Source organism: Luteococcus japonicus, from assembly GCF_003752415.1.
Taxonomy (GTDB): Bacteria; Actinomycetota; Actinomycetes; order Propionibacteriales; family Propionibacteriaceae; genus Luteococcus; species Luteococcus japonicus.
The window spans coordinates 406,131-433,122 of the sequence record NZ_RKHG01000001.1 but is presented as its reverse complement, the minus strand read 5'-3'; the positions used below and the strand labels follow the sequence as shown (position 1 = coordinate 433,122).

28 protein-coding genes and 2 pseudogenes are annotated in these 26,992 nt (G+C 67.4%); 9 read left to right on the top strand and 21 right to left on the bottom strand.

All coding sequences use genetic code 11. The annotated features are described in order from the left end of the window. Positions 1–23: 23 nt before the first annotated feature. The 11 genes and pseudogenes from EDD41_RS02055 to EDD41_RS18050 all read right to left on the bottom strand — a co-directional run. Entirely contained in the window at positions 24–482 is a 459-nt protein-coding gene (locus EDD41_RS02055) for a hypothetical protein (RefSeq protein WP_123574792.1), read from the bottom strand. 17 nt (positions 483–499) lie between these two features. Then, the gene (locus EDD41_RS02050) at positions 500–1,807 is read right to left on the bottom strand and encodes a phage portal protein (protein WP_123574791.1); all 1,308 of its coding nucleotides are present in this window, start codon (positions 1,805–1,807) and stop codon (positions 500–502) included. A gap of 12 nt (positions 1,808–1,819) precedes the next feature. Further along, on the bottom strand, positions 1,820–3,184 hold the full coding sequence (locus EDD41_RS02045; protein WP_245995503.1) for a terminase large subunit domain-containing protein: 1,365 nt from the start codon (positions 3,182–3,184) through the stop codon (positions 1,820–1,822). Between the two features lie 559 nt (positions 3,185–3,743). Continuing rightward, entirely contained in the window at positions 3,744–3,950 is a 207-nt protein-coding gene (locus EDD41_RS02035) for a hypothetical protein (protein WP_123574789.1), read from the bottom strand. Beyond that, a complete protein-coding gene (locus tag EDD41_RS02030; RefSeq protein WP_123574788.1) occupies positions 3,947–5,119 on the bottom strand; it encodes an AAA family ATPase in 1,173 nt (390 codons plus the stop codon). Before EDD41_RS02030 ends, EDD41_RS02035 begins: the two co-directional genes overlap by 4 nt. Next, positions 5,112–5,501 carry a hypothetical protein gene (locus tag EDD41_RS02025; protein ID WP_123574787.1) on the bottom strand — a complete coding sequence of 130 codons (390 nt, stop codon included), beginning with the start codon at positions 5,499–5,501 and terminating at the stop codon, positions 5,112–5,114. The genes EDD41_RS02030 and EDD41_RS02025 overlap by 8 nt, the downstream gene beginning before the upstream one ends. Continuing rightward, entirely contained in the window at positions 5,501–5,701 is a 201-nt protein-coding gene (locus EDD41_RS02020; RefSeq protein ID WP_123574786.1) for a helix-turn-helix domain-containing protein, read from the bottom strand. The genes EDD41_RS02025 and EDD41_RS02020 overlap by 1 nt, the downstream gene beginning before the upstream one ends. A gap of 56 nt (positions 5,702–5,757) precedes the next feature. Beyond that, a complete protein-coding gene (locus EDD41_RS02015; protein WP_123574785.1) occupies positions 5,758–6,231 on the bottom strand; it encodes a hypothetical protein in 474 nt (157 codons plus the stop codon). After that, entirely contained in the window at positions 6,228–7,343 is a 1,116-nt protein-coding gene (locus tag EDD41_RS02010) for a tyrosine-type recombinase/integrase (protein ID WP_123574784.1), read from the bottom strand. The genes EDD41_RS02015 and EDD41_RS02010 overlap by 4 nt, the downstream gene beginning before the upstream one ends. A 246-nt stretch (positions 7,344–7,589) precedes the next feature. After that, complete coding sequence (locus EDD41_RS17325) at positions 7,590–8,192, bottom strand: helix-turn-helix transcriptional regulator (protein ID WP_245995502.1); 603 nt, start codon at positions 8,190–8,192, stop codon at positions 7,590–7,592. 205 nt (positions 8,193–8,397) lie between these two features. Beyond that, positions 8,398–8,529: pseudogene (locus EDD41_RS18050) on the bottom strand (helix-turn-helix domain-containing protein); the annotation flags it as partial. Between EDD41_RS18050 and EDD41_RS01995 the strand changes: the two are divergent. The 6 genes and pseudogenes from EDD41_RS01995 to EDD41_RS01960 all read left to right on the top strand — a co-directional run bounded on the left by EDD41_RS01995 (position 8,484) and on the right by EDD41_RS01960 (position 12,355). After that, the gene (locus EDD41_RS01995; RefSeq protein WP_094765283.1) at positions 8,484–8,825 is read left to right on the top strand and encodes a mycothiol transferase; all 342 of its coding nucleotides are present in this window, start codon (positions 8,484–8,486) and stop codon (positions 8,823–8,825) included. The pseudogene EDD41_RS18050 and the gene EDD41_RS01995 overlap by 46 nt on opposite strands. A gap of 74 nt (positions 8,826–8,899) precedes the next feature. Beyond that, entirely contained in the window at positions 8,900–9,997 is a 1,098-nt protein-coding gene (locus EDD41_RS17320) for a helix-turn-helix domain-containing protein (RefSeq protein ID WP_245995500.1), read from the top strand. A 285-nt stretch (positions 9,998–10,282) separates the two neighbouring features. Then, positions 10,283–10,405 (top strand): hypothetical protein, encoded by a 123-nt coding sequence (locus EDD41_RS17715; protein WP_256763716.1) that lies wholly within the window; start codon positions 10,283–10,285, stop codon positions 10,403–10,405. A gap of 15 nt (positions 10,406–10,420) precedes the next feature. After that, positions 10,421–10,675: a VOC family protein gene (locus EDD41_RS01975; RefSeq protein WP_094765285.1), complete on the top strand. Its 255-nt coding sequence runs from the start codon at positions 10,421–10,423 to the stop codon at positions 10,673–10,675. A gap of 95 nt (positions 10,676–10,770) precedes the next feature. Beyond that, positions 10,771–11,130: pseudogene (locus EDD41_RS17315) on the top strand (SRPBCC family protein); the annotation flags it as partial. Between the two features lie 436 nt (positions 11,131–11,566). Beyond that, positions 11,567–12,355: a sirohydrochlorin chelatase gene (locus EDD41_RS01960; protein WP_123574782.1), complete on the top strand. Its 789-nt coding sequence runs from the start codon at positions 11,567–11,569 to the stop codon at positions 12,353–12,355. An 82-nt stretch (positions 12,356–12,437) separates the two neighbouring features. Here the strand turns inward: EDD41_RS01960 and EDD41_RS01955 are convergent, their stop codons facing one another. Further along, a complete protein-coding gene (locus EDD41_RS01955; RefSeq protein ID WP_094765391.1) occupies positions 12,438–13,358 on the bottom strand; it encodes a PPK2 family polyphosphate kinase in 921 nt (306 codons plus the stop codon). Positions 13,359–13,403: 45 nt separating this feature from the next. Further along, entirely contained in the window at positions 13,404–14,462 is a 1,059-nt protein-coding gene (locus tag EDD41_RS01950; protein ID WP_123574781.1) for a DNA polymerase domain-containing protein, read from the bottom strand. A 39-nt stretch (positions 14,463–14,501) separates the two neighbouring features. Between EDD41_RS01950 and msrB the strand changes: the two genes are divergently transcribed. Then, positions 14,502–14,954: a peptide-methionine (R)-S-oxide reductase MsrB gene (msrB, locus tag EDD41_RS01945; RefSeq protein ID WP_123574780.1), complete on the top strand. Its 453-nt coding sequence runs from the start codon at positions 14,502–14,504 to the stop codon at positions 14,952–14,954. 32 nt (positions 14,955–14,986) lie between these two features. Here msrB and EDD41_RS01940 read toward each other — a convergent pair whose 3' ends face one another. Genes EDD41_RS01940 through hemE form a run of 4 tightly spaced genes read right to left on the bottom strand, consistent with a single transcriptional unit; the run spans position 14,987 to position 18,615 of the window. Further along, a complete protein-coding gene (locus EDD41_RS01940; RefSeq protein ID WP_123574779.1) occupies positions 14,987–16,003 on the bottom strand; it encodes an ABC transporter substrate-binding protein in 1,017 nt (338 codons plus the stop codon). A gap of 11 nt (positions 16,004–16,014) precedes the next feature. Further along, positions 16,015–16,785: an ABC transporter permease gene (locus EDD41_RS01935; protein WP_245995499.1), complete on the bottom strand. Its 771-nt coding sequence runs from the start codon at positions 16,783–16,785 to the stop codon at positions 16,015–16,017. Between the two features lie 35 nt (positions 16,786–16,820). Continuing rightward, the gene (gene hemQ / locus EDD41_RS01930; protein WP_123574778.1) at positions 16,821–17,534 is read right to left on the bottom strand and encodes a hydrogen peroxide-dependent heme synthase; all 714 of its coding nucleotides are present in this window, start codon (positions 17,532–17,534) and stop codon (positions 16,821–16,823) included. Positions 17,535–17,577: 43 nt separating this feature from the next. Next, positions 17,578–18,615 carry a uroporphyrinogen decarboxylase gene (gene hemE, locus EDD41_RS01925; protein WP_123576799.1) on the bottom strand — a complete coding sequence of 346 codons (1,038 nt, stop codon included), beginning with the start codon at positions 18,613–18,615 and terminating at the stop codon, positions 17,578–17,580. A gap of 104 nt (positions 18,616–18,719) precedes the next feature. Between hemE and EDD41_RS01920 the strand changes: the two genes are divergently transcribed. Continuing rightward, positions 18,720–19,313, top strand: coding sequence for a DUF3000 domain-containing protein (locus tag EDD41_RS01920; RefSeq protein ID WP_245995498.1), 594 nt, complete (start codon positions 18,720–18,722; stop codon positions 19,311–19,313). A gap of 32 nt (positions 19,314–19,345) precedes the next feature. Beyond that, complete coding sequence (locus EDD41_RS01915; RefSeq protein WP_123574777.1) at positions 19,346–20,626, top strand: HRDC domain-containing protein; 1,281 nt, start codon at positions 19,346–19,348, stop codon at positions 20,624–20,626. Here the strand turns inward: EDD41_RS01915 and dxs are convergent. The 4 genes from dxs to acnA form a co-directional block, all read right to left on the bottom strand. After that, complete coding sequence (gene dxs, locus EDD41_RS01910) at positions 20,617–22,539, bottom strand: 1-deoxy-D-xylulose-5-phosphate synthase (protein ID WP_123574776.1); 1,923 nt, start codon at positions 22,537–22,539, stop codon at positions 20,617–20,619. The two genes, EDD41_RS01915 and dxs, sit on opposite strands and share 10 nt — an antisense overlap. Positions 22,540–22,602: 63 nt before the next feature. Then, entirely contained in the window at positions 22,603–23,085 is a 483-nt protein-coding gene (locus tag EDD41_RS16485; RefSeq protein ID WP_148060441.1) for a hypothetical protein, read from the bottom strand. A gap of 175 nt (positions 23,086–23,260) precedes the next feature. After that, entirely contained in the window at positions 23,261–24,085 is an 825-nt protein-coding gene (locus tag EDD41_RS01900; RefSeq protein WP_123574774.1) for a hypothetical protein, read from the bottom strand. A 172-nt stretch (positions 24,086–24,257) separates the two neighbouring features. Further along, complete coding sequence (acnA, locus tag EDD41_RS01895; protein ID WP_123574773.1) at positions 24,258–26,933, bottom strand: aconitate hydratase AcnA; 2,676 nt, start codon at positions 26,931–26,933, stop codon at positions 24,258–24,260. Positions 26,934–26,992: the final 59 nt, after the last annotated feature.

Sequence of the window (26,992 nt, the reverse complement as noted above, 5' to 3'; positions counted from 1 at the left end):
TGTGAGCCCGTGAGGGTCGCTTGTCAGCCCCTCAGCGCGTCGATCAGGGACACGGACGGGGTGGCCGGTGCGGCACCCTGACCGATACTCCCGGCCACCACCTGACGGGCCAGGTAGGGCTTTCGGGTGACGAGCTCGTCGACGGCCTGAGCGAGCTTGTCGGGGTCCTCGAGCAGAGCCGGGTCGAAGGGCATGTCGCTGGCGTCGTGGAGCTTGCCCAGGGCGGCGACACGAAGGCCGAAGACCTCATGCTGCAGAGCCTCGGCAGCCTTCGCCTTGGCGCGGTTGTCGGCGGCCTCCTTGCGCAGCTTCTCGACGTACTCGCGGGGGAAGCTCTCAGGCTCGTCGGTCGTGACACCCTCGTTCGCGGTCGGTGTCACATCTGTCACGAGTGTCACGTTCTCGTCGCCGGACCCACTGGTCTCGGTGGCCTCGTCGGTGGTCTCGGGGGTGGTCTCGGTGATCTTGTTCTCGTTGGTCATGCTGGTTCTCCTTCGGGTCAGGCCGGGGTGGCCGGGGTTGTGGTCGTCGCCGGGCTGGCGGCAGTGATCTGGCGGATGTCGTCGTCGGAGTAACCGAGACGCTGCAGCGCGTAGGACTGCGGGATGAGGCCGGCAGCGAACAGCTTCACGATGGCGTCGGCCTCCTGGGCGATGGAGCGGGTCGCGGCATCGGCCCACTGGACGGCCACGTTGACGGTCTCGGGACGTCGGCCGGTGCGCACGGCCAGCATGAGGCGGGCGACGGCCTCCCATGCCCTGCCGAAGGCAAGCTGGCGAGCCTCCACCTTCGCCACCAGGGCGGCCTCAGACGCCCTCAGCGCATCGGCGGAGGCAGGCTGATCCCCGTGGACCCCCAAGTAGTGCGGAGCGAGCCCAGAGACCGCGCTGATCTGCGCCTGCAGGACGCGGATGGCAGCCTCGTAACCGGCGAGGTCGGCGGCGGGCAGCTGCCCGAACTTTGCCTCCTGGGGCTCGGCAACCATCATCCGCGAGCCCTCGGGGTAGGGGTTGACCTCGAGGGTCTCCCCGGTCGGGTTGCCGTCGGCGTCGAGGACGTCCTCCTCTTCCAGCTCGATGCCGGTTGCCCAGCGGCGCGGCCGGCCGGCGTACTCGGACGCCACCATCAAGTCGGCCAACAGCTTGGACTGGGCATCAACCAGGGGCAGCAGGTCATCCAGTTCACTGGCGGCGGGGCCAGTCAGGCGCTCAGTGTTGCGCAGCGGCACCACCGGAACCATGCCCAACGGATTGGGAATGGTCTCGACGGCCTCGAAGCCGTGCAGGACGGCGCCGGTGGCCTGCGAACGGAACTTCACGATGCGGTCCGTCAGGTACAACACGGCCTCGGTGTGGTCCTTGTGCTCGATGCGCTTGGCGGCAGCGGTGACGGTCCCGGTGGCAGGGTGGCGCTGCACGGCTACCTGTTCCGGGCTCTCGATGGTGACCTGCGGGTTGCCAGCGGCGTCGGCCCACACGATGACGAAGGCCTCGCCGGTGATCAGGGCCTCACGATGGGCGACCGGGGCCAGCTGGTCCAGGTCGTTGCGTCGCCAGTCCTCCCACAGTGCGATGGCCTCCGGTCCGGTGAAGCCGGTGATCCGAAGGCGCTCCACCAGCGCGTTCACGGCAACGCGGCAGGTGTTGGAGTTCAGGACCCCGAAGCGGTTGCCCAGGGCGGTGCGGGCCTCGGGAGCCAGGAAGGCCAAGGGCTGCTTGCCGTTGTAGTAGGTGTTGCATCGCGTCCGGCGGACTGCGTCGTTGTCGATGATCTGCAGGGTGCTGATCATGGTCTCGAGATCGTTCATGTGTGTGTCCTTCTAGACGAAGCCGACGGAGCGCCGGCGCTTGGTGGTGGTGGTGTTGGTTGCTCGGTCGTGCGCGACGATGGCCGCAATAGCCAGGTCGATCTTGCGGGCGGACATGCGCTTCTGCTTCACAATCGCGTCGCCCTGGGGTGTGGCGGTGACGTGAGCGTGGGCCATGTGGGCGGCCAAGTCCTCGTTGCCGTCGTGGGTCAGGTTCTGGTCCATCACGGCCGCGTAGAACTTGTCGGTGGCCGGGCACATCCGCTTGCGGTAGGAGGTGTCGTACTCGATCACCCGACGGGCGCCGTGACGCTTCGCCCAGGTCTCGATCTCGGAGCGCCAGCCCCAAAAATCACAGGCCAGCTCGACGACGTTGAAGTCCTCGAAGGCCTTCCTGATCGCCCGGTCCACCTCGGCCCGCGGGACGCGCCAGTCGTCCTTGCCGGGGTTCTCCCACAGGCCGACGACGAACAGGTGCGGACGCTCACCGATGGTGCAGCCCACCAGCGCCGTGCTGTCACCGCTGGCGCTGCCGTCGAAGCCGAGACAGACCCGCTCACGGGGACCAACAACCCGCTCATCCTCGGCAGCGCAATCGGCCCACGCCCCGAAGGGCAGCCAGGCATCCGTTCCCTTCGTCCACTGCCCCAACCTGAGGATTCGAAAGTTCGGCTCCCGCATGGTCTTCATCACGCTGGCCAACCCGTCCTCGGTCAAGAAGTCGCCCAACGCGGGGTTGGCCTGCCGCCACGCCTCCCGGTCGTCGATAGCGCAGCCGTCCGGCGCGGAGAACTCCTTCAGGAAGAAGCTTGGGTCGGTCTCGTCGCGGCCATGCTGGACGAGCTTCCACATGACGCTGTCGGACGACGTGGCCGGGGTGGAGATGGCCAGCACCAGCGACTCGGGACGCTTGCCGGACACCGACGTGACGGCCTCCCACACGTCCTCGGTCACGACGTGGAGCTCGTCGACGATCAACAGTGACGGGTCCCACCCGTGCAGCGCCGAAGGATCAGCAGGAAGGGCCATCATCGTCGCGTCGTTCTCGGGCACGACGATGCGGTCCTTGTAGATCTGCGTCCGCTCGGCCAGCTCCGGGTTCATCTCGATCATCCGACGCGCCAGGTTGAACACGATGGACGCCTGACGCTGGTCAGAAGCCACCACCAGCACCTCAGCCGATGACGGGCCACAGAACAGCTCAGCAACGGCAAGGGCAGCAGCCAAGGCCGACTTGCCATTCGCACGCGGCAGGCTCACCAGAGCCGACCGGCGCCCAGGTGCGAACGCGCCAGTGATGATCTCCTTCTGCCAGATGCGCAGCTTGAAGGGCTCTCCGGCACCGACGCCCTTGGTGACCATGACGAACTGCTCCACGAACCTGACCCGACGCTCCGCTCGGTCCGTCGGCCAACCAGTGAAGTCAAGCGGTTCAGCCGTGATCGCGGTCTTCGCGCCAGCCCTCAGCCCCGCCATGACGCCGCCTTATTGGGAGTCATTCCCAACTGAGAGCGAAACTTTGCCTCACCGCGGAGGGGAGAAGCCTCGTGCGCACCCCTACCCCCCTGGGTACTGAGCAGCGTCTGGTCAGGCGTTGAGGCCGTCAGATCGGCTCCTGTGGCTTCCCAGAGGTCATAGCGGGCACTTCTGGGCTGGCTTGATCCCGCGCCGCTGTTGCAGGGGCCACAGAGGACGTTCACGTCCACCAGTCGGATCGGGAGGCCGGCTATGGAGCGTGCCCAGGCGCGGGGACTGTGGTCGGCCTGCAGGTTGTCGGTGGTGCCACAGAGCAAGCAGAAGGGTTGCATCCGGCGCGCCCGTCGTGACAGCTGCTTCCAGTGGTACTTGTCGATGTCGGTGCGCACCTTCGCCTTCTTGGGCTGGTGCTCGGGGCAGCGGCTCTGTTCGGAGAGCTCACCGCAGACGGCGCAGGGCTTCAGCATGTGGTCTCCCCCTTTCGTCGTTCGATGCCGGCCAGCCACGGGCAGGTGTCTTCGTGGTGGATGGTGATGCGGTAGACGCCGTTGCTGTCACGGGTCATGGTCTGCTCGGCGTTGCAGTCGAGGCAGCCACCGGGGATGGGTAGCTGGTCACACATGGCATCAAGGGCTTGGATCGCTTGGGCCTTGCGTCGGTTGCTCACTGGTCCCCACCTCCACAGTTGGGGTGTGTGGTCTGCCCTGGCTCGACGATGGCCATCGGTTCGTGACACGTTGCGCATATGTCCGGTGTCCGATGTGTCCCGTTGTCCGATTCGTCATTAGGCCGGGATGAACGGGACACTCCGGACAGTGGGATCACATCGGCAATGTGCTCCTGACTAGGCAATGGGACACTCGGGACACTTCGGACACTGGCATAGATCCCGCGTCCGATTCGCTCCAGGCGCCCCTCATTCTCCGCTCGGGACATGTACCGGCGGGCGGTGTCCTCGGGGATCGACAAGGCATCGGCCACGTTGGCAGCACGAATGCCCATCGGATAGGTCGCGGCCAGCTCGATGATCTGCAGCATCGTGTCTCCGACGTTGCCCATCACCTTGGCGGTGACGGCGGCGTGGGCGGCCTCTTTCAGCGAGTCGCCAGCCAGGTTCCACTGGCAGCGGGTCTCGTCCCACAGCAACCCAAACTCCGACTCGACCACGTCACGGCCAGTGAGGTGTAGCACGGCATCAGCGGCATTGCGGGACCGCTTGGCCACCAAGATGGCGTCGGCCGCGCCCGTGATGCCGGTGGATCCGGCCACCTCGTTGAAGACGTCGCTCTCGTCGGCCATCTTCCGGGTGTGGTGGACGACGAGCACGGCAATGCCGAACTCGTCCGCCAGCCGCTTGATGGAGCCCAGCGAGTCGTAGTCCTCGTCGTAGGCAGAGCGCCCGGTGCGTCCATCTGCAGCAGAGCGCACCTTGCGCAGCACGTCGATGATCACCAAGCGGGCGTCGTGATGCTCGTGGAGCCATTCAGCGATCAGGTTGGTGGCCTCGGGCATCCGCGGCATCTCGGTGACGAAGGTGATGCCGTCGGGCACCTCGTCACCCCCCAGGACGATGTTCAGGCGCGACTGGAGACGTCGGGGAGTGTCCTCCAAGGCGCAGTAGAGTACGGAGCCTTTCTCGACCTCGATCTGCCCCAGTGCCTTGCCGCCAGAAGCAATGGCGACAGCCAGATTCAGGCAGAACCAGGACTTGCCGAACTTCGGGGCACCGACGATGAGGTTCAGTCCTTCGCAGATGAGGCCGCGGACGGCCCAGCGGGGCTCCGGGAAGTTCATTGCCATCAAGTCGGTGGCGCTGAAGGCTTGCAGATCAGACATGTCGCGCCTCCAGCTCGCCCTCGATCATGTCCAGCAGTTCGTCCCTCATGGGGGCGATATCTGGCAGGGGCGTGGGGGCGGCTCGGTAGATCAGCATGTCGTCGGCAATCTCGTCGTCCAGAAGGTTCCCGTCCTTCAGGACGTGGGCATGAACGCGGCAGGCGGCAGCTGTGTAGCGATCTCCATTGCGTTCGTAGTCCGCTGCGGCGGCATACCAGTGTGATGCCATCTGCTTCTGGATCAGATCGGCCACCATGCGGTTGTAGATCTTGTCCAGGAACTTGGGGTCTTCGTCGATCTGGTGGATCAGGCGCCGGATGGCGGCACGGTCGGCTTCCTCGTATGGACGCTCGAAGCCCGGGCGGCTGTCTCGTGCCGCCATCAGGCGACGACCTTGGCGGAAGGGATGCGCCGGGCGAAGCTGTCGGCGTCCTCCTGGAGGATGCGGATCAGGCGCTTGCCGACGCGGTAGGCCGGCAGTTGGCCGGAGCTGATCAGGCGGCGGACCGTCTTGTCGGAGCAGCCCCACTGCTCGGCGAGCTCGGCGATGGTGACGGATGCGGGTTTGGGTGCGGAACGCACTTCGGGCCTCCTCGGGCATGATGAATGCCCGGGTCGGCCCGGTTACGGTTTAGACACTAGACGCTAGTGTCCACTGCTGTCAACTTCTGGGCAGCTTGCGCCGCCAACTTGAGTCCGTGCAGGCTGATCTTGTCCAGACCGGCCTGCATCAGCTGGTCGCAGATCCACATGAACTTGTTGTCGAGCAACGGGACGATGGTGCCGCAGTCGTCGCAGGTGATATCGTGCCGGGATTTCGGGATGCCGTGCTCGGCGACGTAGGAACCGGACCAGAACTCCTCCCTGGTGACGCCGCGGAACTTCCACACCTCGATGTTGCTCTGGAAGTTCTCTGCCCACGGGCCAGGTGGCACCCGCCACGGGCTATATCCGATCCGCAGGCCGGTCGGCACGACATGGGCGTGCTGGTAGACCACGGCGGGCGGGGCGTCGGACATGGGCGTCCCGGTGTCGGGGTTGCGGTGGTCGCACGTCACGCTCACCGTGAAGTCGATGGTCCACTGGTCGGGATCAAGCCACTGATCGGTCATGCGGTGAGTCCTGTCATCATCTGGGAGAGCTTGCGGGCAATCTCGGCGTCTCGGTCCTGTGCCGCGTGCTGGTAGCGCAGTGCGGCACCGGGGGTCGAGTGGCCTAGGCGGTTCATCAGGTCGGCCAGCGTGGCGCCGGTCTGGGCGGCGAGCACGGCGCCGGTGTGCCTCAGGTCGTGCCAGCGCAGGTCAGGCCGGCCAGCAGCTGCCCGGGCGGGGTAGAACACCCGGTAGAGCGAGCTGGGAGCCATGTGGGAGACGCCATCAGCGGCGGGGAACAACAGCGCGTTGGGCGACGACGAGGCCATGCTGGCGCGGTGTTCCTTCAGCATCGGCAGCAGGTGCGGGGGGATCGCCACGTCACGGATGCCAGCCTCGGACTTCGGGGTCCCGACGACGGTTCCATGCTCGGCGCGCACCACGCCTCGACGGACGTGGATCACGCCGTTGGACAGGTCCAGGTCCTTGCGCCTCAGCTCGGCGAGCTCCCCGAAGCGCAGCGCACACCACGACGCCAGCATGACCATGGGCCGGTAGCGCTCGGGCATTGCGGCCGCGATGGCTTCCAGCTGCGCCAGCGTGGCGGGCTCGACCTTCTTGGCGCGCTTCACGTTGCCGGCGCCGCGGATGTGGCATGGGTTCATCGGGATCTTCTCGTCATCCACGGCGCACCCCAGAATCGTCCGCAACAACCCGTAGCAGTGACTGCGGAGGGTGGGGCGGGCTCTGCCCATGCCCGCGTGCCAGTCCTTGACCGCTTCGGAGCTGATTGCCCTCAGCGGCATGTTCTCGAAGGTGGGCAATAGCTCATGGTCCAGCAGCTTGCGGTAGTGCTCCCGGGTGCGGGGTTTCAGGTCGCGGCCGGCCAGCCACCGCTCGGCGTACTCGCCAAACGTGAGGACGACGCGCTTGGCCTCCGCCTTCCGGTCCTCCGGGGCCACCCATCCCCCGGCGCTGATCAGCCGTCGCTCGTCGGCCAGCCAGGCCTCGGCATCCTCGCGGGTGTCGAAGGTGTGCGGTGCGTTGTGCAGCCGGGTGTCGGGGCCGGTGTAGCGGGCACGGAACCGCTTGCTGGGGAGCTTGGTGATCTGCCCGAAGGATCGCTTGGCCACTGCCCGATGCCCCGTTTCGTGTCGGATACGTGTCGGATGGAAGGGGATTCCTGTCCACTCGCGTCCATCATAGTCCAGCGTCACTGTTTGGAGCAACACCTAGTCAGACGGCGCTTTCCCTTGTGGCACTCAGTATCCGACACAACCCCCGTTCACTGGTTCGAACCCAGTATCGCCCACCCCTGTGAAGTAGCCCCTGGCAAGCGGAAACGCTCGTCAGGGGCTACTTTCGTCCCCGCCGACCGCCTACCGATCAGCCCGAGTGGATGACATCTCGCGCATTCGATGCAATCGCCGCCATGGCGTGGCGCACAGCAGCACCTTGTGGGCCTTCGTCCATATGATCAGGGGTTGCCCGAGTTCTCGCGACGCCCAGAGCATGTGCCAGGCCAGATCGTCCCAGGTGGGAGCACCGACCCGGAATCGGCACCCAGTGGAGGTGGGCTCCAAGCCGTCACGGTGGGCCGCGGGGACCCGTGCCGCCCCGGCGTCGACGTCCACAGCCATCTCGACCTCGACGACGCACGGGTACCGCCTGGCTATGTCGCGCTGGAAGTCACCCGGCGGCGGCTCGCTCGGGGTGAAGGTCCAGGTGGTGACGGTGACCTCGGTCATCCGGTCGATCCGGAAGACCCGCCAGTCCTCGCGTCCACGGTCGAAGGCCCGCGGGTACCAGTGCTCGCCCTGGGTCATCAACCGCGCCGGTTCCACCTCGCGGGAGGTGCGGCTTGCGTCGGGCTTGCGGTAGCCGAAGCGGAGGACGGTGTGGTCGCGTTGCGCAATCGAGAGCTGTTGCAGCACGGCCAGGTCCACCGCGGGCCGGCCCCGCGGGATCGCCTGGGGTGGCATCGTCCAAGGCCGTGGCGAGAGCGCGGAGCTTGGGTGGCAAGACCTGGTCCAGCTTGGTCAACGCCCGCAGTGCGGCCTCCCCCACCGAGTCGGTGCCGGACGGGGCCGCCATCCGAAGGCAGGCGCCCAAGGCCCCCGCCTCATCGTTCTCGAGCAGCAGGGGTGGCAGTCGACGCCCGGCGCCCTGCCGATGGCCACCATCGAGGCCCGGGGCGGCCTCCACGGGGTAGTCGAGCTCGCGGAGCCGTGTCACGTCGCGTCTGATGGTGCGCTTGGTGACTCCCAACCGTTCTGCGAGCTCGCTTCCCCGCCAGCGAGGACGAGACCCTCGACGCACTGCTGACCACCTTCGACGCAGTGCGGGAGCAGTACCTGGAGATGTGCCGCGGCGGAGATCTGGAGGCCGAGCTGCCAGTCGGCCCGATGCCCTGGTATGGCATGGACGAGGCACGGCCTGCCAAGCTTCGATACCTCTACGTCGGTCACGTCGAGGAGTTCGCCCGGCAGGCGGGACATGCCGACATCATCCGTGAGGAACTCGACGGTGCGACAGCTCCGGAGCTCCTGTCCGCCGTGGAAGGGTGGGAACCGAACGAGTTCGTGAAGCCCTGGCAGGCACCCGGGACCCCGTGACGGACCGGGGGCGGAGCCCAGGCCCCGGCCAGAAACCCTCCCCCTTCGCCCCGCGGCTGTGTCGCGTCATTCCCGTGACCGAGCCGAGTATCACCCGACTGGGCGCCGAGGCACTTGCCCGCGTGGCGCGCTTCGCCGTGCAGCACCACCGCGAGCAGGTGACGGTGGCCGATCTGGCAGACCACGCGGGATACTCCCGGCACCACTTCTCGCGCGCATTCACCGCGACGAAGAGCGTCAGCCCCAGTGCCTACCTGACGGCCCTGCGCATCGAGTCCGCGAAAGCGCTCCTGCTGACCGAGGACGCTCCGGTGATCGACATTGCCATGGAGATCGGCTTCGATTCGTTGTCCAGTTTCAGCCGCCGATTCGCCGCAACGGTGGGAACGCCACCCGCGCGCCTGCGTCACCCGGCACGCCACCTGGAGGACAGCGAGCCCAAGCCGTTCACCGTGGCCGACCCACGCCAGATGCTCGTGCGGATTCGGCCCGTACTGCCCGAAGGTGTTGCCGGCGGACGCGTGTGGTTGGGGTGGTATCGAAGCCCAGCACCCATCGGCCTGCCCACGGCCGGAACCCTCGCTGACCTCGACGAGGTGGTCCCGCTCCCCCTGCACCCGGGAGCCCCATGGCTGCTTGGTTTCCACGTCCGACCCGGCGCCGCGCCCCGCGAAGTGCTGGCGCCCACCAGGCTCGTCGTCGCCCTGCACCCGGCACCGGTCCTTGCACCCGGCGTGATCGACCTGGGCTTCCGGTTCGCGACACTGGACGACCTGCCCTTCCCAGCGCGGGCTTCAGTGACCGGAGCCACCTCTCCCGTGAGTGGAAGGCGGTGGCCGGCTGGACATTGCGCCAGTCCAGGGAGGATTTCCCAAAGCTCCAAGACTCAAGGACCCCTGACCCGTGAAGCTGGGTGCCATGACCGCACCACAGCTCTTCCACTGCCTGCGCCACACCGATGCCGACCGGGCATCGCCTTCCTGGAGGCCCTTGGCCTCACGACTGCCATGGTCGTGCGTGACCGGGACGACGGATCCCGGGTCACCCACGCCCAACTGAACTGGCGCGAGAACGGCGGCGTCATGCTCGGTTCCACCCGTGACGACGACCCTCACTACGGGCCCGGCATCTGCAATGTGGTCGTCGCCACGATGACCACGTCGACTCCCTAGTTGCGATCGCGCTCCAGCATGGAGCCAGCGTGGTGACCGAGCCCAACGAGGCTCCGCATGGCGGCCGCATGCCTGCATTGCAGACTTCGACGGTCACTGGTGGCACCTCGATTCCTATCCGGGGGTCTGAGCCGGGTCGTGTCGCAGTGGCCCGTCCTGACGTGTCACCCGGCCCGGGGTCAACGAAGGGTGAGCCCATCTGGACAGATCCGGACCCCTGGGAGCGATGTCGGCCCCGCGGGGCGCTGTGCAACGGTTGCCGATCCCACCGGGGCGACGATTGCGATGTGGCAGGCGGGCGACACAGAGGGATACTCCTTCACCGGCCGGCCAGGAACCCCGATCTGGTTCGAACTCGTGACGACCGACATGGCGGCAGCCAGCTCCTTCTACACCGAGGTCTTCTAGTTCAACCACGTGGCCATGGACGACGACTACGCGACCAATGGTCCGGTGGACGAGGCCACCAGCGGGATGATGCGCTCCGAGGACGGAGCGTCGTTCTGGCAGATCACCGTCGCGGTCAGCGACATCGCGGCTGCCCTGGACCGGACCACGGAATTGGGCGGACAGGTTGTCAAGGCGCCGGTCGACTCACCGTGGGGCCCCTTGGCCACCATCGCCGACCCTCGGGGCGCGCGCCTGCTGGTGATGCAGCCGCCCGCGAACGCCTCCTGAAAGGCGGCGCGTGATGCACGAACTGTCCGGCACGATCCGCCGGGAAGACGACGCCAGCACCATCACGATGGAGGTCTCTCGGGGCGGCCCCAGACCACGTCTGGGACGCCATCGTGGACAAGGAGCACACCTCTCGATGGCTGGGAAGCCTCAGCGCAGACCCCGAGGAGGGCGGTGACTACCGCATCGTCTTCCATGAGGTTGACCCGGCGGCGCAGGTCTCTTGGACGATCCGCCGCTGCGTCCCCGGCCAGGGCTTGGTGGTCAGCTGGCAGGCCCCGATGAACCGCCATCACTCGTCACGGTCTGGCTGGCTCGGCACGGCTCAGGCACCCGCCTGCATCTCAACCACGCCGATCTGCGGCCGCCCGCTTCCGGAACCGGGCATGCGGCAGGCTGGCAGGTTCATCTGGAGCAGCTGGCCGCGGGTCTGGCCGATGGTGCAGGAGCAGTAGTACCGCGCCGTCTCAGGGGTACGGAGGGGTGGTGTCCACGAGGTGACCACTCGCCCATTGGGCGACAATTCGTGCATGCGCTAGAAGTTTCAAGTGCTGCCCTCAAGGGCAGGAGAATCGATGGCCTCAGTGCGGCCCAGGCGGCCCTCTTCCAAAAGTTTTCTTGGGACAATGATTCTTTCGGGAAGCACGCCAAATACGCACGAATCCTTGGAGCGGGACCGGAATCCACACGATCCTTTGCCCCTCGCGCGGCTGGCACACAGTTCAAGTTGCGGCAGCCGGGTGTCCGAAAGAGCCAAGAAAGCATCCACATAGTGATACTGGATCTCACATCATGGATTAGTGCTTGCGGTTGAGGGAGTCGTGCCGCCAGTGTGGGCACCACGGCAAGGGAGCCGCCAAGGATTCTCCACCCCCGAACGAAGGCTCTGACATGACTGCTCCGGCGTTGATCCTGCTGGCCCACGGCTCCAGCCAGCCCGCCCTGACCAGTACCCTGCACCAGCTGCGGATCGAGATGCAGCAGGCCCGTCCCGAGCTCAACGTCGTCCTCGCCTTCCTCGACCATTGTCCCCCCTCGGGTCCCGCGGTCGTCTCCTCGCTGGTGGCCCGCGGCGTCACGGAAATGGTCTTCGTCCCTCTCGACGTGACGCACGCCGTCGAGGTCAACGAGCAGGCCACCCAGATGCTGGACCGGGTCCGCGCGGCACACCCGCAGGTTGCGATGACCATGGCCCGCCCACTCGGCCCCGCCACGGACCTGCTGAATGTCCTGGATGTCCGGCTCCGCGAATCCCTTCGGCAGAACCACGTCGTCGAGCTCGATGCGCTGGTCCTGTCGGCGGCGGAGGCCGGGGACACCCGCGGCAATGCCCTGATCGCCCGCCGGGCCCGTCAATGGGCGGCGCATCACAAGCTGCCCTGCGTCGTGGCCTTCCATGACGGCAGCGGGACGGGTGTTGCCCATGCCGTGGCCACTCTTCGGGCACAGGGCAGGAGGCACATCGCCGTCGGCAGCTTCTACATCAGTGGCGACGAGAACTACCAGTCGATGCGGGAACTGGCCCTGGCGGCCGGTGTGAAGTCCGTCTCGGCCCCGATGGGCAGCCACGAGTTCATCCTGGACCTGGTGATGGCACGCTACGTCTTCGCAGCGATGGAACTGCTCGACGCCCCGATGCCCGCTGAGCAGGCGAGCGACGACGCCGGTCACGCCATGTGACCTCTCACCCCACGCGGCAGACCACGACAGACGCAGAGGCGGGCCCCACTCGGGGCCCGCCTCTGCGTCTCTGGCATCCTGGTCAGCTCTTGGCCACCCGGTCCTTCTCCTTCTCCACGTCGAAGTCCGGCCTGGGCCAGGACAGGTCCATCTCCTCCAAGGTCTCCAACAGCAACTGGGCCACGGCCCAGTTGCGGTACCACTTGCGGTCAGCGGGGATGTGGTACCACGGGGCTTCGTCGGTATTGCACCGCTCCAGGAGATCCCCGTAGGCCTCCATGTAGGCGGGCCACTTGCTCCTCGAGTCGACGTCACCCGGGTTGTACTTCCAGTACTTCTCCGGGTTCTCCAGCCGCTCCGTCAGGCGCGCCTTCTGCTCATCGGAGCTGACATTGAGGAAGCACTTGATGATCTTGGTGCCGCCGGCGGCCAGCTCTGCCTCGAACTTGTTGATCTGGTCATAGCGCTTCTCCCACTCCTCGACGGGAACCAGACCGTCGACGCGCACTATGAGCACGTCCTCGTACTGGGAGCGATCGAAGATGCCGATCATGCCGGCATCGGGCAGCGCCTTCTTGATCCGCCAGAGGAAGGTGTGCTTGCGTTCCTCCTCGGTGGGCGTCTTGAAGGCCTTCAGCAGCACACCCTGCGGGTCCACCATGCCGATCGCGTGGCGGATCACGCCGCCCTTGCCGGACGTGTCCATGCCCTGCAGGATGATCAGCACCCGGGGGGCATTCTCGTCCTCGCGGCCATTGGCGTAGAGCCTCTCCTGGAGGTCGCTGAGCCTTGCGCCCACTTCTGCCGCATGGTCCGGGGCGTCGGCCTTTCCCTTGCCCGGGTAGCCCGGCATCGCGCTGGGATCCAGGTCGGCGACCTTCACGGGTCCGGGCTGGATGCGCAGCAGATCTCGCAGGGAGGTGTCCTTCCCGACGACCGGGTCCTTCTCCGCCTTGGACTTCTCCGCCTTGGCTGACTTCTTGGACGATGCCTTCTTTGCCATGTCAGACATTGTGGCGCAGGATTCCACCGTCCGCCACGGATTCCGCTAGGAGCGCTCCTCGGCCCGTCGGGCGCGGCTGGGCTGGACGCGCGGCGGTTCCCCCGGCATCTTCGGGTACTCCGGCGGATAGGGCAGCTCCCCCTCGCCGGCGGCCACGTCCCGCTCGTACCACGCCAGAGCCCTTTCGAGACTGGCTGGCGTCGACGCGTACAGCGGCTCCCACAGGTCCCCGAACTCCGCGAAGCGCTGCGGCATGGTCTGCACCGTGAAGCGGCTGGGGTCGACCCCGGGAACCTCGTCCCAGTCCAACGGGGCGGAGACCTGCGCACTGGCAACCGGGCGGATGGAGTAGGCGCTGGCCATCAACCGGTCACGCGCCATCTGGTTGAAGTCGACGAAGATGCGTTCGCCCCGCTCCTCCTTCCACCAGTTCACCGTGACCAGATTCGGCAGGCGACGCGCCAGCTCCCGGCCGATCGCGATGGTGGCGTGGCGCGCGTCGATGAAGTCGGTGGGCACCACATGGCAGAAGACGTGGAGTCCCCGGCCTCCGGAGGTCTTGCAGAAGCCCTCCAGGCCCAGTTCCTGCAGGATTGAGCGCAGTTCCAGGGCCGCCGTGGCCGCCTGGCGGACATCGGTGCCGGGCTGGGGGTCCAGGTCAATACGCAGCTGGTCAACATGGTCCGCGTCGGGTGCCGTCACCGGCCACGGGTGCCAGCGCAGGGTGCCGAGGTTCACCATCCAGACCAGATCCGCGATGCTCGTCGGAGTCACCTGAGGAGCAGTACGTCCCGAGGGGTAGGTCACCGTCGCCGTCTTGACGGTCTCGGGCATCCCCTTGGGTGCGCGCTTCTGGTAGAAGGCATCGCCCCGCCCATCGGCGCGGCTGGCCATCACCATCCCCGGGTGCACCCCGCCGGGCCACCGCTCCATGGTGGTGGGCCGGCACCGCAGTCCTGCGAGCATCCCCGGCCCCACGGCCATCACATAGCGGGCCACGTCGAGCTTCGTGAGCCCCAGTTCCGGGAAATAGACCTTGTCCGGGCTGGACAGGCGCACCTCGCGACCGTCGACGTCGAGTGTGATGGCGGGGCTCTTCGGCATACGGACAGCCTACGGTCCTCGCCGGGTACTCTCGTATGCATGGCAGACAGTGAACAGATCCACCCCGAGCAGACCCAGGACTTGGCCCCCGTCGGCAAGGTGGTCAAGACCGAGGCCGAGTGGCGGGCCCAGCTCAATGACCTCGAGTACACGGTGCTGCGCCAGGCGGGCACCGAACAGCCCTTCACCGGCGAGTACACCGACAGCACCACGGCCGGTGTCTACCGCTGCCGCGCCTGCAACACGGAACTCTTCCGCAGCGACGAGAAGTTCGGCTCCCACTGCGGATGGCCCAGCTTCTTCGCACCCCTGGCGGAGGACCGCGTCGTCTACCTCCGGGACGAGTCCATCCCGGGCCGCCCCCGCACCGAGGTCCGGTGCGCCGCCTGCGATTCGCACCTGGGGCACGTCTTCGAGGGCGAGGGCTATGACACACCCACCGACCTGAGGTACTGCATCAACTCCGTGTGCCTGACGCTCGAATCGGCATGACCTCCTGAGCCCTCGCCCGCTCGGGCCGGGCCTCAGGACAGGACGCTGGTGTCGACCGCCTTCGCCGCATCAACCTTCTTGGTGAGAAGCCCTGCGGAGCGCATGAATGCCTCCATGGCGACGAAGCGGTCGGCATCCAGCTCAAGGCGCGGGACCACTTCGGGACCCTTCCACAACGGGATGGTGGCCTCCAGAGTGGCGCGCGCCCGAGTCTGCGTCTCGGCGGCTGTCAGCCCGGGAATGTGCGCCGAGCTCGTGGCGACCGCTGCCGACGGGTCGGCAACCACGGCCTGGACACCCTGCACGATGGCCCGGCAGACGGACCGCACCAGGTCCGGCTGGTCCTGCACGAGCTTGCGGGTGGTGACGATGCTGCTGCTCACCAGCGGGATCTCGTCACCAAGCGGAATCTGACGAACCTTCACGCCGGCCTGCGCGAACTGCACCACGTCGTTGTTGCGGAAGCCGACGATGGCGTCCACCTTGCCGGTGGCCAGAGCGGCTTGCTGGGTGTAGCCGATGGACTTCACCGACACGTCCTTGCGGCTCAGCTTGGCATTGCGCAGCGCCAGCTGCAGCCCGAACCAGGACTCTCCGTACTCTCCCGGAACCCCGATGCTGTGTCCCTCCAGGTCCTTCAGGGCCTTGATGGGAGACGCCTCCGGCACGATCAGCACGACCGGGTAGGTCTGGTAGTAGCCGGCGACGGTGACCAGGTCCAAGCCTTCGGCATTGGCCTGCAGCACCTCGTCGGCCCCCGCGATCACGAACTCTTCCTGACCCGCTCCGAGCGCGGTGAACAGGCCCTCGCTGGCGCCGTGGTGCCGCAGACTCACCGCCACCCCCTGCTGGCCGAACAGGCCCTTGTCCGCGGCCCAGTAGAAGGGTGCGAACTGGATGTTGGGGATGTAGGTCAAGCCGATGGTGGCCGAGGCCTGCGCGCTGGCGGACTGGTCCGCCTTCTGCACGGCCGTGCCATTGCAGGCGGCGCTGCCCAGGACTGCCAGGGCGGAGGCGGACAGCAGGCTTCGACGGGTGAACGTGGTCATGGGATCCTCTCTCAGGCATCCCGGAGCTGCGCGGCTACCAGCTTGGAGCGACGCTCCACGGCCCGCAGCACGGTGTAGATCGTCGACGCCACCGCGCACAACAGGATGATGGTGGAGAACATACCGCGGGTGTCCACCGCGTCGCGCTGGACGCTCAGCACCTGGCCCAGCCCCTCGCCACCCATCACCATCTCCCCGACCACGGCTCCGGTGATGCTCAGCGTGAATCCATTGCGCAGGCCGGCCAGCGTGCTCGGGAGGGCCAGTGGCACCTCGATCCACACCAGCTGGGCCCAGCGGCCCGCGCCGTCCATCCGGGCCGCATCGATCACCTCGGGGTCCACGTGGCGAAGCCCCACCAGCGTGCTGACCAGGATCGGGAAGAAGACCATCAGGGCACACAACAACATCACACCGGTCATCCCGTACCCCACCCACAACACCAGCAAGGGGGCCAGGGCGATCGCCGGGATGGCCTGGGTGGCTCCCAGGAAGGGGTTGGCGGCGGCGGAGAACCAGCGGGACTCATGGATGGCGACGGCCAGGGGCACGCCCGCCACGGCGCCGAGCAGGCAACCGCCCAGTGCCTCGGTCAGGGTGACGCCCAGATGGGTCCAGGTGCTGCGATCCGCAAGGTCCTGCACGAGCCGTGCGGCCACAGACCTGGGCCCCGGCAGGACGAAGTCCGGCCACCCGGCGGTGCTCACGACCAGCTGCCACAGGCCGACGAGGACGAGGGCGAGCGCCAGCGGAGCCACCACGGCCCGCGTGCGATCTCCCACCCTTGACGTCATCATCCCTCGCGGCCCGGTGGGCCTCAGCAGCAGGCGCAGCCGCCCTCGGCGGGCGTGCCCCAGCTCGCGACGATCTCCGCCAGTTCGCGGCGGCGCCCGGTGAAGAAGGGCTGCTCCTCCTTCATGTGGCGGCGGGCCTCGGCGGCACGCAGGTCACGCATCAGGTCGACGGTCTGGTGCAGCTCGTCGGACTCGAAGGCGAGGATCCACTCGTAGTCGCCCAGGGCGAAGGAGGAGACGGTGTTGGCGCGCACGCCCGGGTACGGGGCGGCCATCTGGCCGTGCTCGCGCAGCATGGTGCGGCGCTCCTCCTCCGGGAGCAGGTACCAGTCGGTGGAACGGACGAAGGGGTAGACCACCACGGTCTTCTTCACGGGCTCGCCGGACAGGAAGGAGGGGATGTGGGCGCGGTTGAACTCGGCCCGACGATGCACCGCCATCTGCGACCAGACGGGGATCAGGGTCTCACCCAGCTCCGTCGCGCGCAGGGCCAGGTAGGCGTCCTGCAGGGTCTCGAAGTCCGGAGCGTGCCACCACACCATCAGGTCCGCATCTGCACGGAAGCCGGCGACGTCATAGAAGCCCCGGATCATCAGGCCCTTGCCCTCGGTCGCCTTCTCGATGGCGGCCAGCGCCTCCTCGACGGCCTCGGGGCGAACCGCCGTGGTGCGGGCGAAGACCGACCACATCGTGTAGTTCAGTTCCGAGTTGATCTTGTCGACGTCAAGACGTGCCATGGGTGCTTCCTTCTCTTATGTGGGTGGTGTGTGGTCTTGGGCTTCAGCAGTCGGCCGCTGCACGCAGCCCGGGGCCCTCGGTGTGGATGAGTTCGACGATACGGGTCAGTACATCGGGATCGGTGCTCGGCGGGACACCGTGCCCCAGGTTGAAGATGTGACCGGGGGCCTGGGCCCCGGCGCGGATGACGTCCCGGACACGTTCCGCCAGGACCTCCCACGGCGCCAACAGCAGTGCGGGGTCCAGGTTCCCCTGTACCGCCTTGTCCGCCCCGATCCGGGCGCTGGCGAGATCGAGCGGGGTCCGCCAGTCGACGCCGACCACGTCGCTGCCTGCCTCGGCCATGGCCCCCAGCAGTTCCGCCGTGCCGACACCGAAGTGGATGGTGGGCACGGCCGCGCCCAGGGACTCGAAGACGCTGGTGCTGTGCGGAAGGACGCGCTCGCGGTAGTCCCGCTCGGCCAGGGCTCCGGCCCAGGAGTCGAAGAGCTGCACGGCCCGGGCTCCGGCGTCGATCTGGACCCGCAGGAAGGCTCCCGAGATCTGCGCCAGCCGACGACACAGTTCGTCCCACAGCTCGGGGTCGCCGGCCATCATGGACTTGGTGAGGGCGTGGTCCTTGCTGGGGCCACCCTCCACCAGGTAGCTGGCGAGGGTGAAGGGTGCGCCGGCAAAGCCGATCAATGGTGTCGGGCCGAGTTCGTCGACGATCGAGCGGATGGCCTGGGTGACGAAGCCGACGTGACCCGGCTCCAGTGGAACGAGCTGGTCAAGGTCCGCGCGGGTGCGCACGGGGTGGGCGATGACGGGCCCGGTGCCCGCGACGATGTCGAGGTCCACCCCGATGGCCTTGAGCGGCAGCACGATGTCAGAGAAGAAGATGGCGGCGTCGACCTTGTGGCGGCGCACCGGCTGCATGGTGATCTCGTGGATCATGCCGGGATCGGCGCAGGCATCGAGCATTCGGGTGCCCACCCGCAGTTCGCGGTACTCGGGCAGGGAGCGGCCGGCCTGGCGCATGAACCAGACGGGAAGCTGGGTTCCCTGCTGTCGCGTTGCGGCGGCCAGGAGGGCGGGCATGGGTGCGTCGGTCACGGGTCGGATTCAACCACACCCGCAGACTGCCGGACACATCGCGGCGAGCCTGTGCGGCACGAGGCGTCCCAGTGCATAGGGTCATCCGCGTGAGTGCTCAACTACCACCCGAGGCCGGGGCCGTGGATTTCGACGGCCTCACCCGGGAGCTGGACAACCACTCGTGGCGTCCCGAGGTCAGGGTTGAACGGATCGGCTCCCCGCAGCGCATCGCGCCCCATTCCGCGGCGGTCCAGGCCGATGTGGTCAGCGACGGCGAGGATCTTGGCAACGGCCGGCTCGTGCTGCTGCACGACCCGCAGGGGAATGAGGCCTGGGAAGGGACCTTCCGCTGCGTGACCTTCGCTCGGGCGGACGTGGACCTGGAGATGGTCACCGATCCGCTGCTCGCGGAGGTGGGCTGGTCCTGGCTGGCCGATGCCCTGGACAACCATGGCGCCCTCTACACTGCCGCTTCGGGAACTGTCACAGCCTTGTCCAGCCGCTGTTTCGGCGCAATGCAGGACGAACCGGACCGCGCCGAGGTGGAGATCCGTGCGTCGTGGACGCCACTGCTGGACGAGGGCCATGGGCTGGCACCCCATCTGGCGGCCTGGCAGGACCTGCTGTGCACCACCGCGGGGCTGCCTGCCCTGCCACACGGCGTGGTCCTGTTGGGATCGCGCATGGGCCGAGGACGATGAGTCCGGGCCGTTCGACGTCCGAGGAGACAGACATGACGCAGGACCAGACTGAGCAGCAGGCACTTGACCAAGAGCCACCGCCGGTGCTCGACAGCCCGGCCGACGGGCTGCCCTCGGTGGTGGACACCCCGGAGGCGCTGCAGGCCTGCATCGACTCGCTGGCCGGAGGTACGGGGCCACTGGCCGTGGACGCCGAGCGGGCGCAGGGTTTCCGCTACTCCAACAAGTCCTACCTCTTCCAGTTCCGTCGCGCCGGATCCGGAACCCACATCGTGGACCCGGTGGCCTTCGAGGACGCGGACGGCCGGTGCGACCTGTCGGTACTCGGTGCGGCCGTCGTCGATGCCGAGTGGATCATCCACGCCGCAACCCAGGACCTGCCGTGCTTGGTGGGGGCCGGGCTGGTTCCCACTTCCCTGTTCGACACCGAGCTCGCCGGCCGCCTGCTGGGGCTTCCCCGAGTGGGCCTGGGGCCCATGATCGAGCAGTTCTTCGGTGTGCGCCTGCTCAAGGAGCACTCCGCCGCAGACTGGTCCCGGCGCCCGCTGCCCGATGAGTGGGTGAACTATGCCGCCCTCGACGTGGAATTGTTGGTCGAGCTGCGGGACCGGATGGCCGAGGAGCTGGAATGCGCCGGGAAGATGGAGTGGGCTCGTCAGGAATTCGCCTGGCTGGTTGAGCACTGCACCGACGAGCCGGCACCCCGTCCCGACCGTTGGCGGCGCACCAATGGGGTGCACCACGTGCGCAGCCCGCTGGGGCTGGCCATCGTGCGTGAGGTGTGGACGCTCCGCGACGAACTGGCCCAACGGCTGGACAAGGCGCCGGGCCGCCTGGTGCAGGATGCGGCGATCTGTGACCTGGCGGCCAAGGCTTCCAGCACCAAGCCGGCCCATGTGCCCACGAAGGATGAGCTGCGCCAGGTCAACGGATTCAAGCGTCGGACCGCACGTCAGTACGAGAACAACTGGCTGCAGGCCCTGGAACGGGTGGGACAGATGGGCCCCAAGCAGTTCCCGCCCATGCGGGCAACCCCCGACGGACCACCGCCGCCACGCAGCTGGGAACGCCGCCACCCGGAGGCCTTCGCCCGGTGGAACCGCGTGCGCCCGGCCACCCAGGAACTGGCCGAGGAGCTCGGCATGCCGCCGGAGATCCTGGTCAGCCCAGACACACTGCGTCGGATCACCTTCGAGCCGCCCGCGCTGACCGCGGACGCACTGGACGCGCGTCTGGCTGAACTGGGCGCACGGCCCTGGCAGCGCGAGCACCTGGTGCCCGTGCTGCTGGAGCTCTTCGAGCCTCAGGCCTGACGGCGGGGTGTGGCGATGACCTCGTCGGTGGCCGGCTCGGTGGTCCCGGCGAGGTAGCAACCCAGTACCTCGCGTGCGATGTCCTGACCGGTCAGCCCGTGGGCTGCGAGTACCTCATTGCGGCCGGCGTGCGCCAGGAATTCCTGCGGGATTCCGAAGCACATCAGGGGCGTCTGCACCCGCATGCGTCGCATCTCCTGGGACAGGGCACTGCCCGTCCCCCCCGCAACCATGGAGTCCTCCACGTTGACCACCAGGCGGTGTTGCGCCGCCAGGTCCACCAGCGCCGGGTTGACCGGGATGGACCACAGGGGGTCCACGACAGTGGCGGCGATCCCCTGCCGCGTCAGCCTCTCGGCGACATCCAGCGCCAGTCCGACGAACTGGCCGTGGCCCACCACCAGAACCTCGGCGTCCTCGGCCACGCGCAGCAGGTCCAACCCATTCTCGTGGCGCACCGCCTCGATCGGGTCCGGCAGCTTCTCCTTGCTCCACCGCACCACCGTGGGGGCGTCACAGACACCGATCGCGGTCTCCAGCGCCTCCTCCATCCGCTGGCGGTCACGCGGCGAGGAGAGCCGCAGGCCGGGGACCAGCGAGCACATCGACACGTCCCACATGCCGTTGTGGCTGGCGCCGTCGCTGCCGGTGACGCCGGCCCGGTCCAGGCAGAAGGTGACGCCCTGCCCGTGCATGGCGACGTCCATCAGCAGCTGGTCGAAGGCGCGGTTGAGGAAGGTCGAGTAGACGGCGACGACGGGGTGCAGGCCACCGGCCGCCAGGCCGGCCGCCGAGGTGACGGCATGCTGCTCGGCGATGCCGACGTCGAAGACACGGTCCGGGAAGACCTGGCTGAATCGGGCCAGCCCGACGGGGTGCAGCATGGCGGCGGTGATGGCCACCAGCTCGGGGTGCTTGTCCCCCATCCGCACCATGTGGTCGCTGAAGGCGTCGGTCCAGGTGGCCTGCACCGCGGCACTCAGCGGCTCACCGGTGAGCTCGTTGATCTTGCCCACCGCGTGGAAACGGTCCTCCTCGTTGTCCTCGGCGAACTTGAAACCGCGCCCCTTCTGCGTGATGACGTGCACGATGACGGGTCCGCCGAAGCCCTTGGCCCGTTCGAGGGCCTTCTCGACCGCGTCCTCGTCGTGACCGTCGATGGGGCCGAGGTACTTCAGGCCCAGGTCACTGAACATGCCCTGCGGGGCCAGGACATCCTTCAGGCCGGTCTTCATGCCGTGCAGCAGGTCATAGGCGGGGCGGCCGAAGATGGGTGCCTTGTTGATGCTCCGCTTGGCGACGTCCAGCGCGGCCTCGTACCGCCGGTCCGTGCGCAGCCCGGCCAGGTGGGTGGCCAGACCGCCGACGGTGGGTGTGTAGGAACGTCCGTTGTCATTGACGACGACCACGAGCTTCAGGTCAGTCTGGACGGCGATGTTGTTCAGCGCCTCCCAGGCCATGCCTCCGGTCAGGGCGCCGTCGCCGATCACGGCCACGACGGTCCTGTCCTCGCCCTTGAGCCGGAAGGCCTTGGCCATTCCCTCGGCCCAGCTCAGGGAGGTGGACGCGTGGGAGTTCTCCACCCAGTCGTGCTCGCTCTCTGAGCGCGAGGGATAGCCGGACAGGCCGCCCTTCTGGCGCAGCGACTCGAACTGGCCTGCGCGGCCGGTGAGGATCTTGTGCACGTAGCTCTGGTGACCCGTGTCGAAGACCATGGGGTCCTTCGGCGAGTCGAAGACGCGGTGTATCGCGATGGTGAGTTCCACCACGCCCAGATTTGGACCCAGATGGCCTCCGGTGCGGCTCACGTTGGTGACCAGGAAGGCGCGGATCTCGCGCGCGAGTTCGTCCAGTTCGGCACTGGTGAGCCCCCGCAAGTCGCTGGGCTGGGTGATCTGGTCCAACAAAGCCATGGGAGACATCCTAGAGCCGTTGCTCATGTGCTTCCTCTCACAAGGGCACCCAATGTTGGGTGCTCACATTTTGCGGAGGAAGATGCGGCCCCTCAGGGCCTCCTCCACCAGCATCACAGCACGCCGCACCCGCACCAGGCGTGCCCACTCGGACTGGATTGCCTCGGCCGCCTGGTCCAGGACGGCGTGCTCCACGTACTCCCCCAGGCTGGGGCGGGCCGTGGCCAGGGCCTGACGCGAGGAGCGGATCTGGCCCTCGACGAATTCCGCCGCGAAGCGGGCCAGCACGACGGGATGGCGGCGCAGTACGGGATAGGCGCGGTAGTCCGCCGGGCACTGGTCCATCAGCCAGGTGATGGCGCTGGTCTCCCAGTCCGGCGCCCCCGGTGGCAGCACCTCGGTGGGCCAGCCGGGTGGGACGTAGATCTGCTGCGGTGCCGCCCCGGCTCGGCGCTCCTCCCGGGCCGGGACCACGCGCAGGCTCCCACCGGCATGGAACTCGCCCTGGTTGTGTGGGTCCGGATACTGGCGAAAGGCCACCGACATGACACCCTCCTCGAATATGTGTTCGATACTAGGATGGGTCTCGCGGCCGGACAAGCCTGCACCGTGAGCCCCTCGAGGAAGATGCTGCCGGGCGCCTCTGACAATTTTTTCGACAGGATGTTCGAACCCCCGCGCCTGGTCTGCGCGGGGGTTCGAGGGGTGGATCAGGCGACGGTCACTTCTTCGCGTCGACCGCCTTCGCGACGTCCTCCAGAATGGTGGACAGGTCGCTCTCGCTGACCGGCGTCTTGCTCAGGCTCGTGACCTGGATCAACACATTGTCCACGTGGCCGAAGGCCGTCGTCGTGAGCATCGTCTGTCCGTCCATGGTCAGGGTGGTGAGCTGCCCGGACTCGTCCTGCGAGGTGGCCGAGTCCAGCTTGAGGTCCTTGGTGACGGCCTTCATCGAGATCTTCTTGCCCTGCGCCGTCATGGTCATGGAGTAGCTCTTGCACGCCTTGGAGGTCTTCTTCTGGGCCTCCATCAGCTTCACCGCGTCATCGGAGGACTTGAGGCTGCGCAGCACCACCAGCGGCAGCTTCTCCGCACCGGAGACCGCCACCGAGGTTCCGACCGGAGCCAGCTTGGCCGCCTCCAGACTGGCCGTCTTGCACTCCGCCGGGTTGACCGTGGCCTGCTGCATGGCCTTGACGATCTGCTGGGTGGCGTCGGTCTTCTTCAGCTGATTGGTCAGCGAGGCGGGAGCAGGCTCCAGTGCGATGCCCTTGGCCTTGGCGCCCTTCAGCATCGCAGCCAACTGGGCATCGGTGTAGCTCTTCGCGGCGGCACCACCGGAGCCCTCGGTGCTGCTCGTCTCCGACGAGGCCGCCGCGGTGGCCTCCGGCGAGGTGCTGGCCTCGCTGTTTGCGGCATTGCCGGCGGCGGACGAGGAGGAACTCGGGGATGCCGCCGGGGTGGCACTCTCCTTGCTGGAGCATGCGCTCATCGCCATCAGGGTGACGGCGGACAGGGCGAGGAACTTGGTGCTGCGAGTGTTCACGTGATCTCCTGCGGTGGGTCCCGGCCAAGTGCCGGGAAGCTGACTCGAAGGTAGCGGCATCCCGGTCCACACCAGTCCTGGATTCGTTGTCAGCGAAAACGCGGACGGGCCGCGCCTTCCGTGCGGAAGACGCGGTCCGAGCCGGTTGGATCTGCCCTTGGGAGGGCGTCGATCACTTCTTGAGCAGCTGACGCAGGACGTACTGCAGGATGCCGCCGTTGAGGTAGTAGGCACGCTCTCCGGGGGTGTCGATCCGCAGCACGGCGTCGAACTCGACCTTGCTGCCGTCAGTCTTGGTGGCCACCACGGGCAGGGTCTTCGGGGTCACGCCCTCGTTCAGCGCGGTGACACCCGTGACGTCGAAGGTCTCGGTGCCGTCCAGACCGAGCGTCTCGGCATTCTGGCCCTCCGGGAACTGCAGCGGGATGACGCCCATGCCGATCAGGTTCGAGCGGTGGATCCGCTCGTAGCTCTCGGCGATGACGACCTTGACGCCCAGCAGGGTGGTGCCCTTGGCCGCCCAGTCACGCGACGAGCCCGAACCGTATTCCTTGCCGGCCAGGACGACCAGCGGGGTGCCGGCCTTCTGGTAGTTCTCCGCGGCCTCGTAGACCGTCGTCACGGGTGCGTCGGCCTGGGTGAAGTCCTTGGTGAAGCCACCCTCGGTGCCGGGCGCGATCTGGTTGCGCAGGCGGATGTTCGCGAAGGTGCCGCGAATCATCACCTCGTGGTTGCCACGACGGGAACCCAGGGAGTTGAAGTCCTGACGCGCCACGCCGTAGTCGGTGAGGTACTTGCCCGCGGGCGAGTCCGCCTTGATGGAACCGGCCGGGGAGATGTGGTCGGTCGTGACCGAGTCGCCCAGCTTCAGCAGCACGCGGCCACCGGTGATGTCCTCGACGGGGGTCGGCTCGGCCGGCATGCCGTCGAAGTACGGTGCGCGACGGATGTAGGTGGACGCCTCGTCCCAGGCGAACAGGTTGCCCTCGGGGGTGTCGAGGTTCTGCCAGCGCTGGTCACCGGCGAAGACGTCGGCGTAGCGAGACTTGTACATCTCGGCGCTGATCGAGCCGCCGACGACCTCTTCGATCTCCTCGGTGGTGGGCCAGACGTCCTTCATGAAGACGTCGTTGCCGTCCTTGTCCTGGCCGATCGGGTCCTTGGCCAGGTCGATGTCCATCGTGCCGGCGAGCGCGTAGACGATGACCAGTGGCGGGCTGGCCAGGTAGTTCATCTTCACGTCGGGGCTGATGCGACCCTCGAAGTTGCGGTTGCCCGAGAGCACGGCGGTGACGGCCAGGTCATTGTCATTGATCGCCTTGGAGACCTCGGGGATCAGCGGGCCGGTGTTGCCGATGCAGGTGACGCAGCCGTAGCCGACGGTGTTGAAGCCGAGCTCGTCCAGGTACTTCTGCAGGCCGGACTTCTCGTAGTAGTCGGTGACGACCTGCGATCCAGGGGCGACGGTGGTCTTGACCCACGGCTTGGGCTTGAGGCCCAGGTCCGAGGCCTTCTTGGCCACCAGGGCGGCGCCCAGCATGACGCTGGGGTTCGAGGTGTTGGTGCAGGAGGTGATCGAGGCGACGGTCACAGCACCATTGGTCAGCTCGAAGCTCGTGCCGTCGGCCAGGGTGACCGGGACGGTCTTGGCCGGATCGGCGGTGTAGGCCTTGACGGACTCCTCGAAGGAGGGCTTCGACTCGGCGAGCACGATGCGGTCCTGCGGACGCTTCGGGCCGGCGATCGAGGGAACCACGGTGGACAGGTCCAGCTCGATGTACTCGCTGTAGACCGGCTCCTTGGCGGCGTCGTGCCACAGGCCCTGCTCCTTGGCGTAGGCCTCGACGAGGGCGATCTGGTCCTCTTCGCGGCCGGTCAGGCGCAGGTAGTCGGTGGTCTTCTCGTCGATCGGCCAGATGGCGATGGTCGAGCCGTACTCGGGCGACATGTTGCCGATGGTGGCGCGGTTGGCCAGCGGCACCTCGGAGACGCCGGGGCCGTTGAACTCGACGAACTTGCCGACGACCTTGTGCTCGCGCAGCATCTCGGTGATGGTGAGCACCATGTCGGTGGCGGTGACGCCCTCGTTGAGCTTGCCGGACAGCTTGAAGCCGACGACCTTGGGGATCAGCATGCTGATCGGCTGGCCGAGCATGGCAGCCTCGGCCTCGATGCCACCGACACCCCAGCCCACCACACCCAGGCCGTTGACCATGGTGGTGTGCGAGTCCGTGCCGACGCAGCTGTCGGGGTAGGCCTGCAGCACACCGTCGACGGTGCGCGGGAAGATCACGCGGGCCAGGTTCTCGATGTTGACCTGGTGCACGATGCCGGTGCCCGGGGGGACGACCTTGAACTCGTCGAAGGCGCCCTGCGCCCAGCGCAGCAGCTTGTAGCGCTCGAGGTTGCGCTGGTACTCGACGTCGGTGTTCAGCTGCAGCGCGTCAGCGGTGCCGAAGTACTCGGCGATGACCGAGTGGTCGATGACCAGCTCGGCGGGAGCCAGCGGGTTGACCTTGTCGGCGTCGCCACCCAGGTCCGCGACGGCCTGGCGCATGGTGGCCAGGTCGACGACGCAGGCCACGCCGGTGAAGTCCTGCATGATCACGCGGGCAGGCGTGAACTGGATCTCCTGGTCGGGCTCGCCGGTGGGAGCGCCGGCCGCGAGGGCCTTGATGTCCTCGGCGGTGATGTTGGCACCATCCTCGGTGCGCAGCAGGTTCTCCAGCAGAACCTTGAGGCTGTAGGGCAGCTTCTCGTGCCCCTCGACAGCGTCGACGCGGAAGATCTCGTAGGACTGGCCGTTCACCTCAAGGGTGCTCTTGGCCCCAAAGCTGTTGACGCTCATGCATCACTCCTGATTCGGGCTGCTCTGGCGACTGCGCCAAAGTCTCTTGATGTCAAGAT

Bases quoted from the DNA above. Each gene is read 5' to 3' on its own strand.
- hemQ (WP_123574778.1), bottom strand. From the start codon at position 17,534: ATGGCACGTCTTGACGTCGACAAGATCAACTCGGAACTGAACTACACG.
- dxs (WP_123574776.1), bottom strand. From the start codon at position 22,539: ATGGCTTTGTTGGACCAGATCACCCAGCCCAGCGACTTGCGGGGGCTC.
- EDD41_RS01960 (WP_123574782.1), top strand. From the start codon at position 11,567: ATGACTGCTCCGGCGTTGATCCTGCTGGCCCACGGCTCCAGCCAGCCC.
- acnA (WP_123574773.1), bottom strand. From the start codon at position 26,933: ATGAGCGTCAACAGCTTTGGGGCCAAGAGCACCCTTGAGGTGAACGGC.
- hemE (WP_123576799.1), bottom strand. From the start codon at position 18,615: ATGCCCGCCCTCCTGGCCGCCGCAACGCGACAGCAGGGAACCCAGCTT.
- EDD41_RS17715 (WP_256763716.1), top strand. From the start codon at position 10,283: ATGTGGCAGGCGGGCGACACAGAGGGATACTCCTTCACCGGCCGGCCA.
- EDD41_RS01975 (WP_094765285.1), top strand. From the start codon at position 10,421: ATGGACGACGACTACGCGACCAATGGTCCGGTGGACGAGGCCACCAGC.
- EDD41_RS16485 (WP_148060441.1), bottom strand. From the start codon at position 23,085: ATGTCGGTGGCCTTTCGCCAGTATCCGGACCCACACAACCAGGGCGAG.
- EDD41_RS02015 (WP_123574785.1), bottom strand. From the start codon at position 6,231: ATGACCGATCAGTGGCTTGATCCCGACCAGTGGACCATCGACTTCACG.
- EDD41_RS01915 (WP_123574777.1), top strand. From the start codon at position 19,346: ATGACGCAGGACCAGACTGAGCAGCAGGCACTTGACCAAGAGCCACCG.
- EDD41_RS01950 (WP_123574781.1), bottom strand. From the start codon at position 14,462: ATGCCGAAGAGCCCCGCCATCACACTCGACGTCGACGGTCGCGAGGTG.
- EDD41_RS17325 (WP_245995502.1), bottom strand. From the start codon at position 8,192: ATGCCACCCCAGGCGATCCCGCGGGGCCGGCCCGCGGTGGACCTGGCC.
- EDD41_RS01940 (WP_123574779.1), bottom strand. From the start codon at position 16,003: ATGACCACGTTCACCCGTCGAAGCCTGCTGTCCGCCTCCGCCCTGGCA.
- msrB (WP_123574780.1), top strand. From the start codon at position 14,502: ATGGCAGACAGTGAACAGATCCACCCCGAGCAGACCCAGGACTTGGCC.
- EDD41_RS02025 (WP_123574787.1), bottom strand. From the start codon at position 5,501: ATGGCGGCACGAGACAGCCGCCCGGGCTTCGAGCGTCCATACGAGGAA.
- EDD41_RS02055 (WP_123574792.1), bottom strand. From the start codon at position 482: ATGACCAACGAGAACAAGATCACCGAGACCACCCCCGAGACCACCGAC.
- EDD41_RS01955 (WP_094765391.1), bottom strand. From the start codon at position 13,358: ATGGCAAAGAAGGCATCGTCCAAGAAGTCAGCCAAGGCGGAGAAGTCC.
- EDD41_RS02050 (WP_123574791.1), bottom strand. From the start codon at position 1,807: ATGAACGATCTCGAGACCATGATCAGCACCCTGCAGATCATCGACAAC.
- EDD41_RS02030 (WP_123574788.1), bottom strand. From the start codon at position 5,119: ATGTCTGATCTGCAAGCCTTCAGCGCCACCGACTTGATGGCAATGAAC.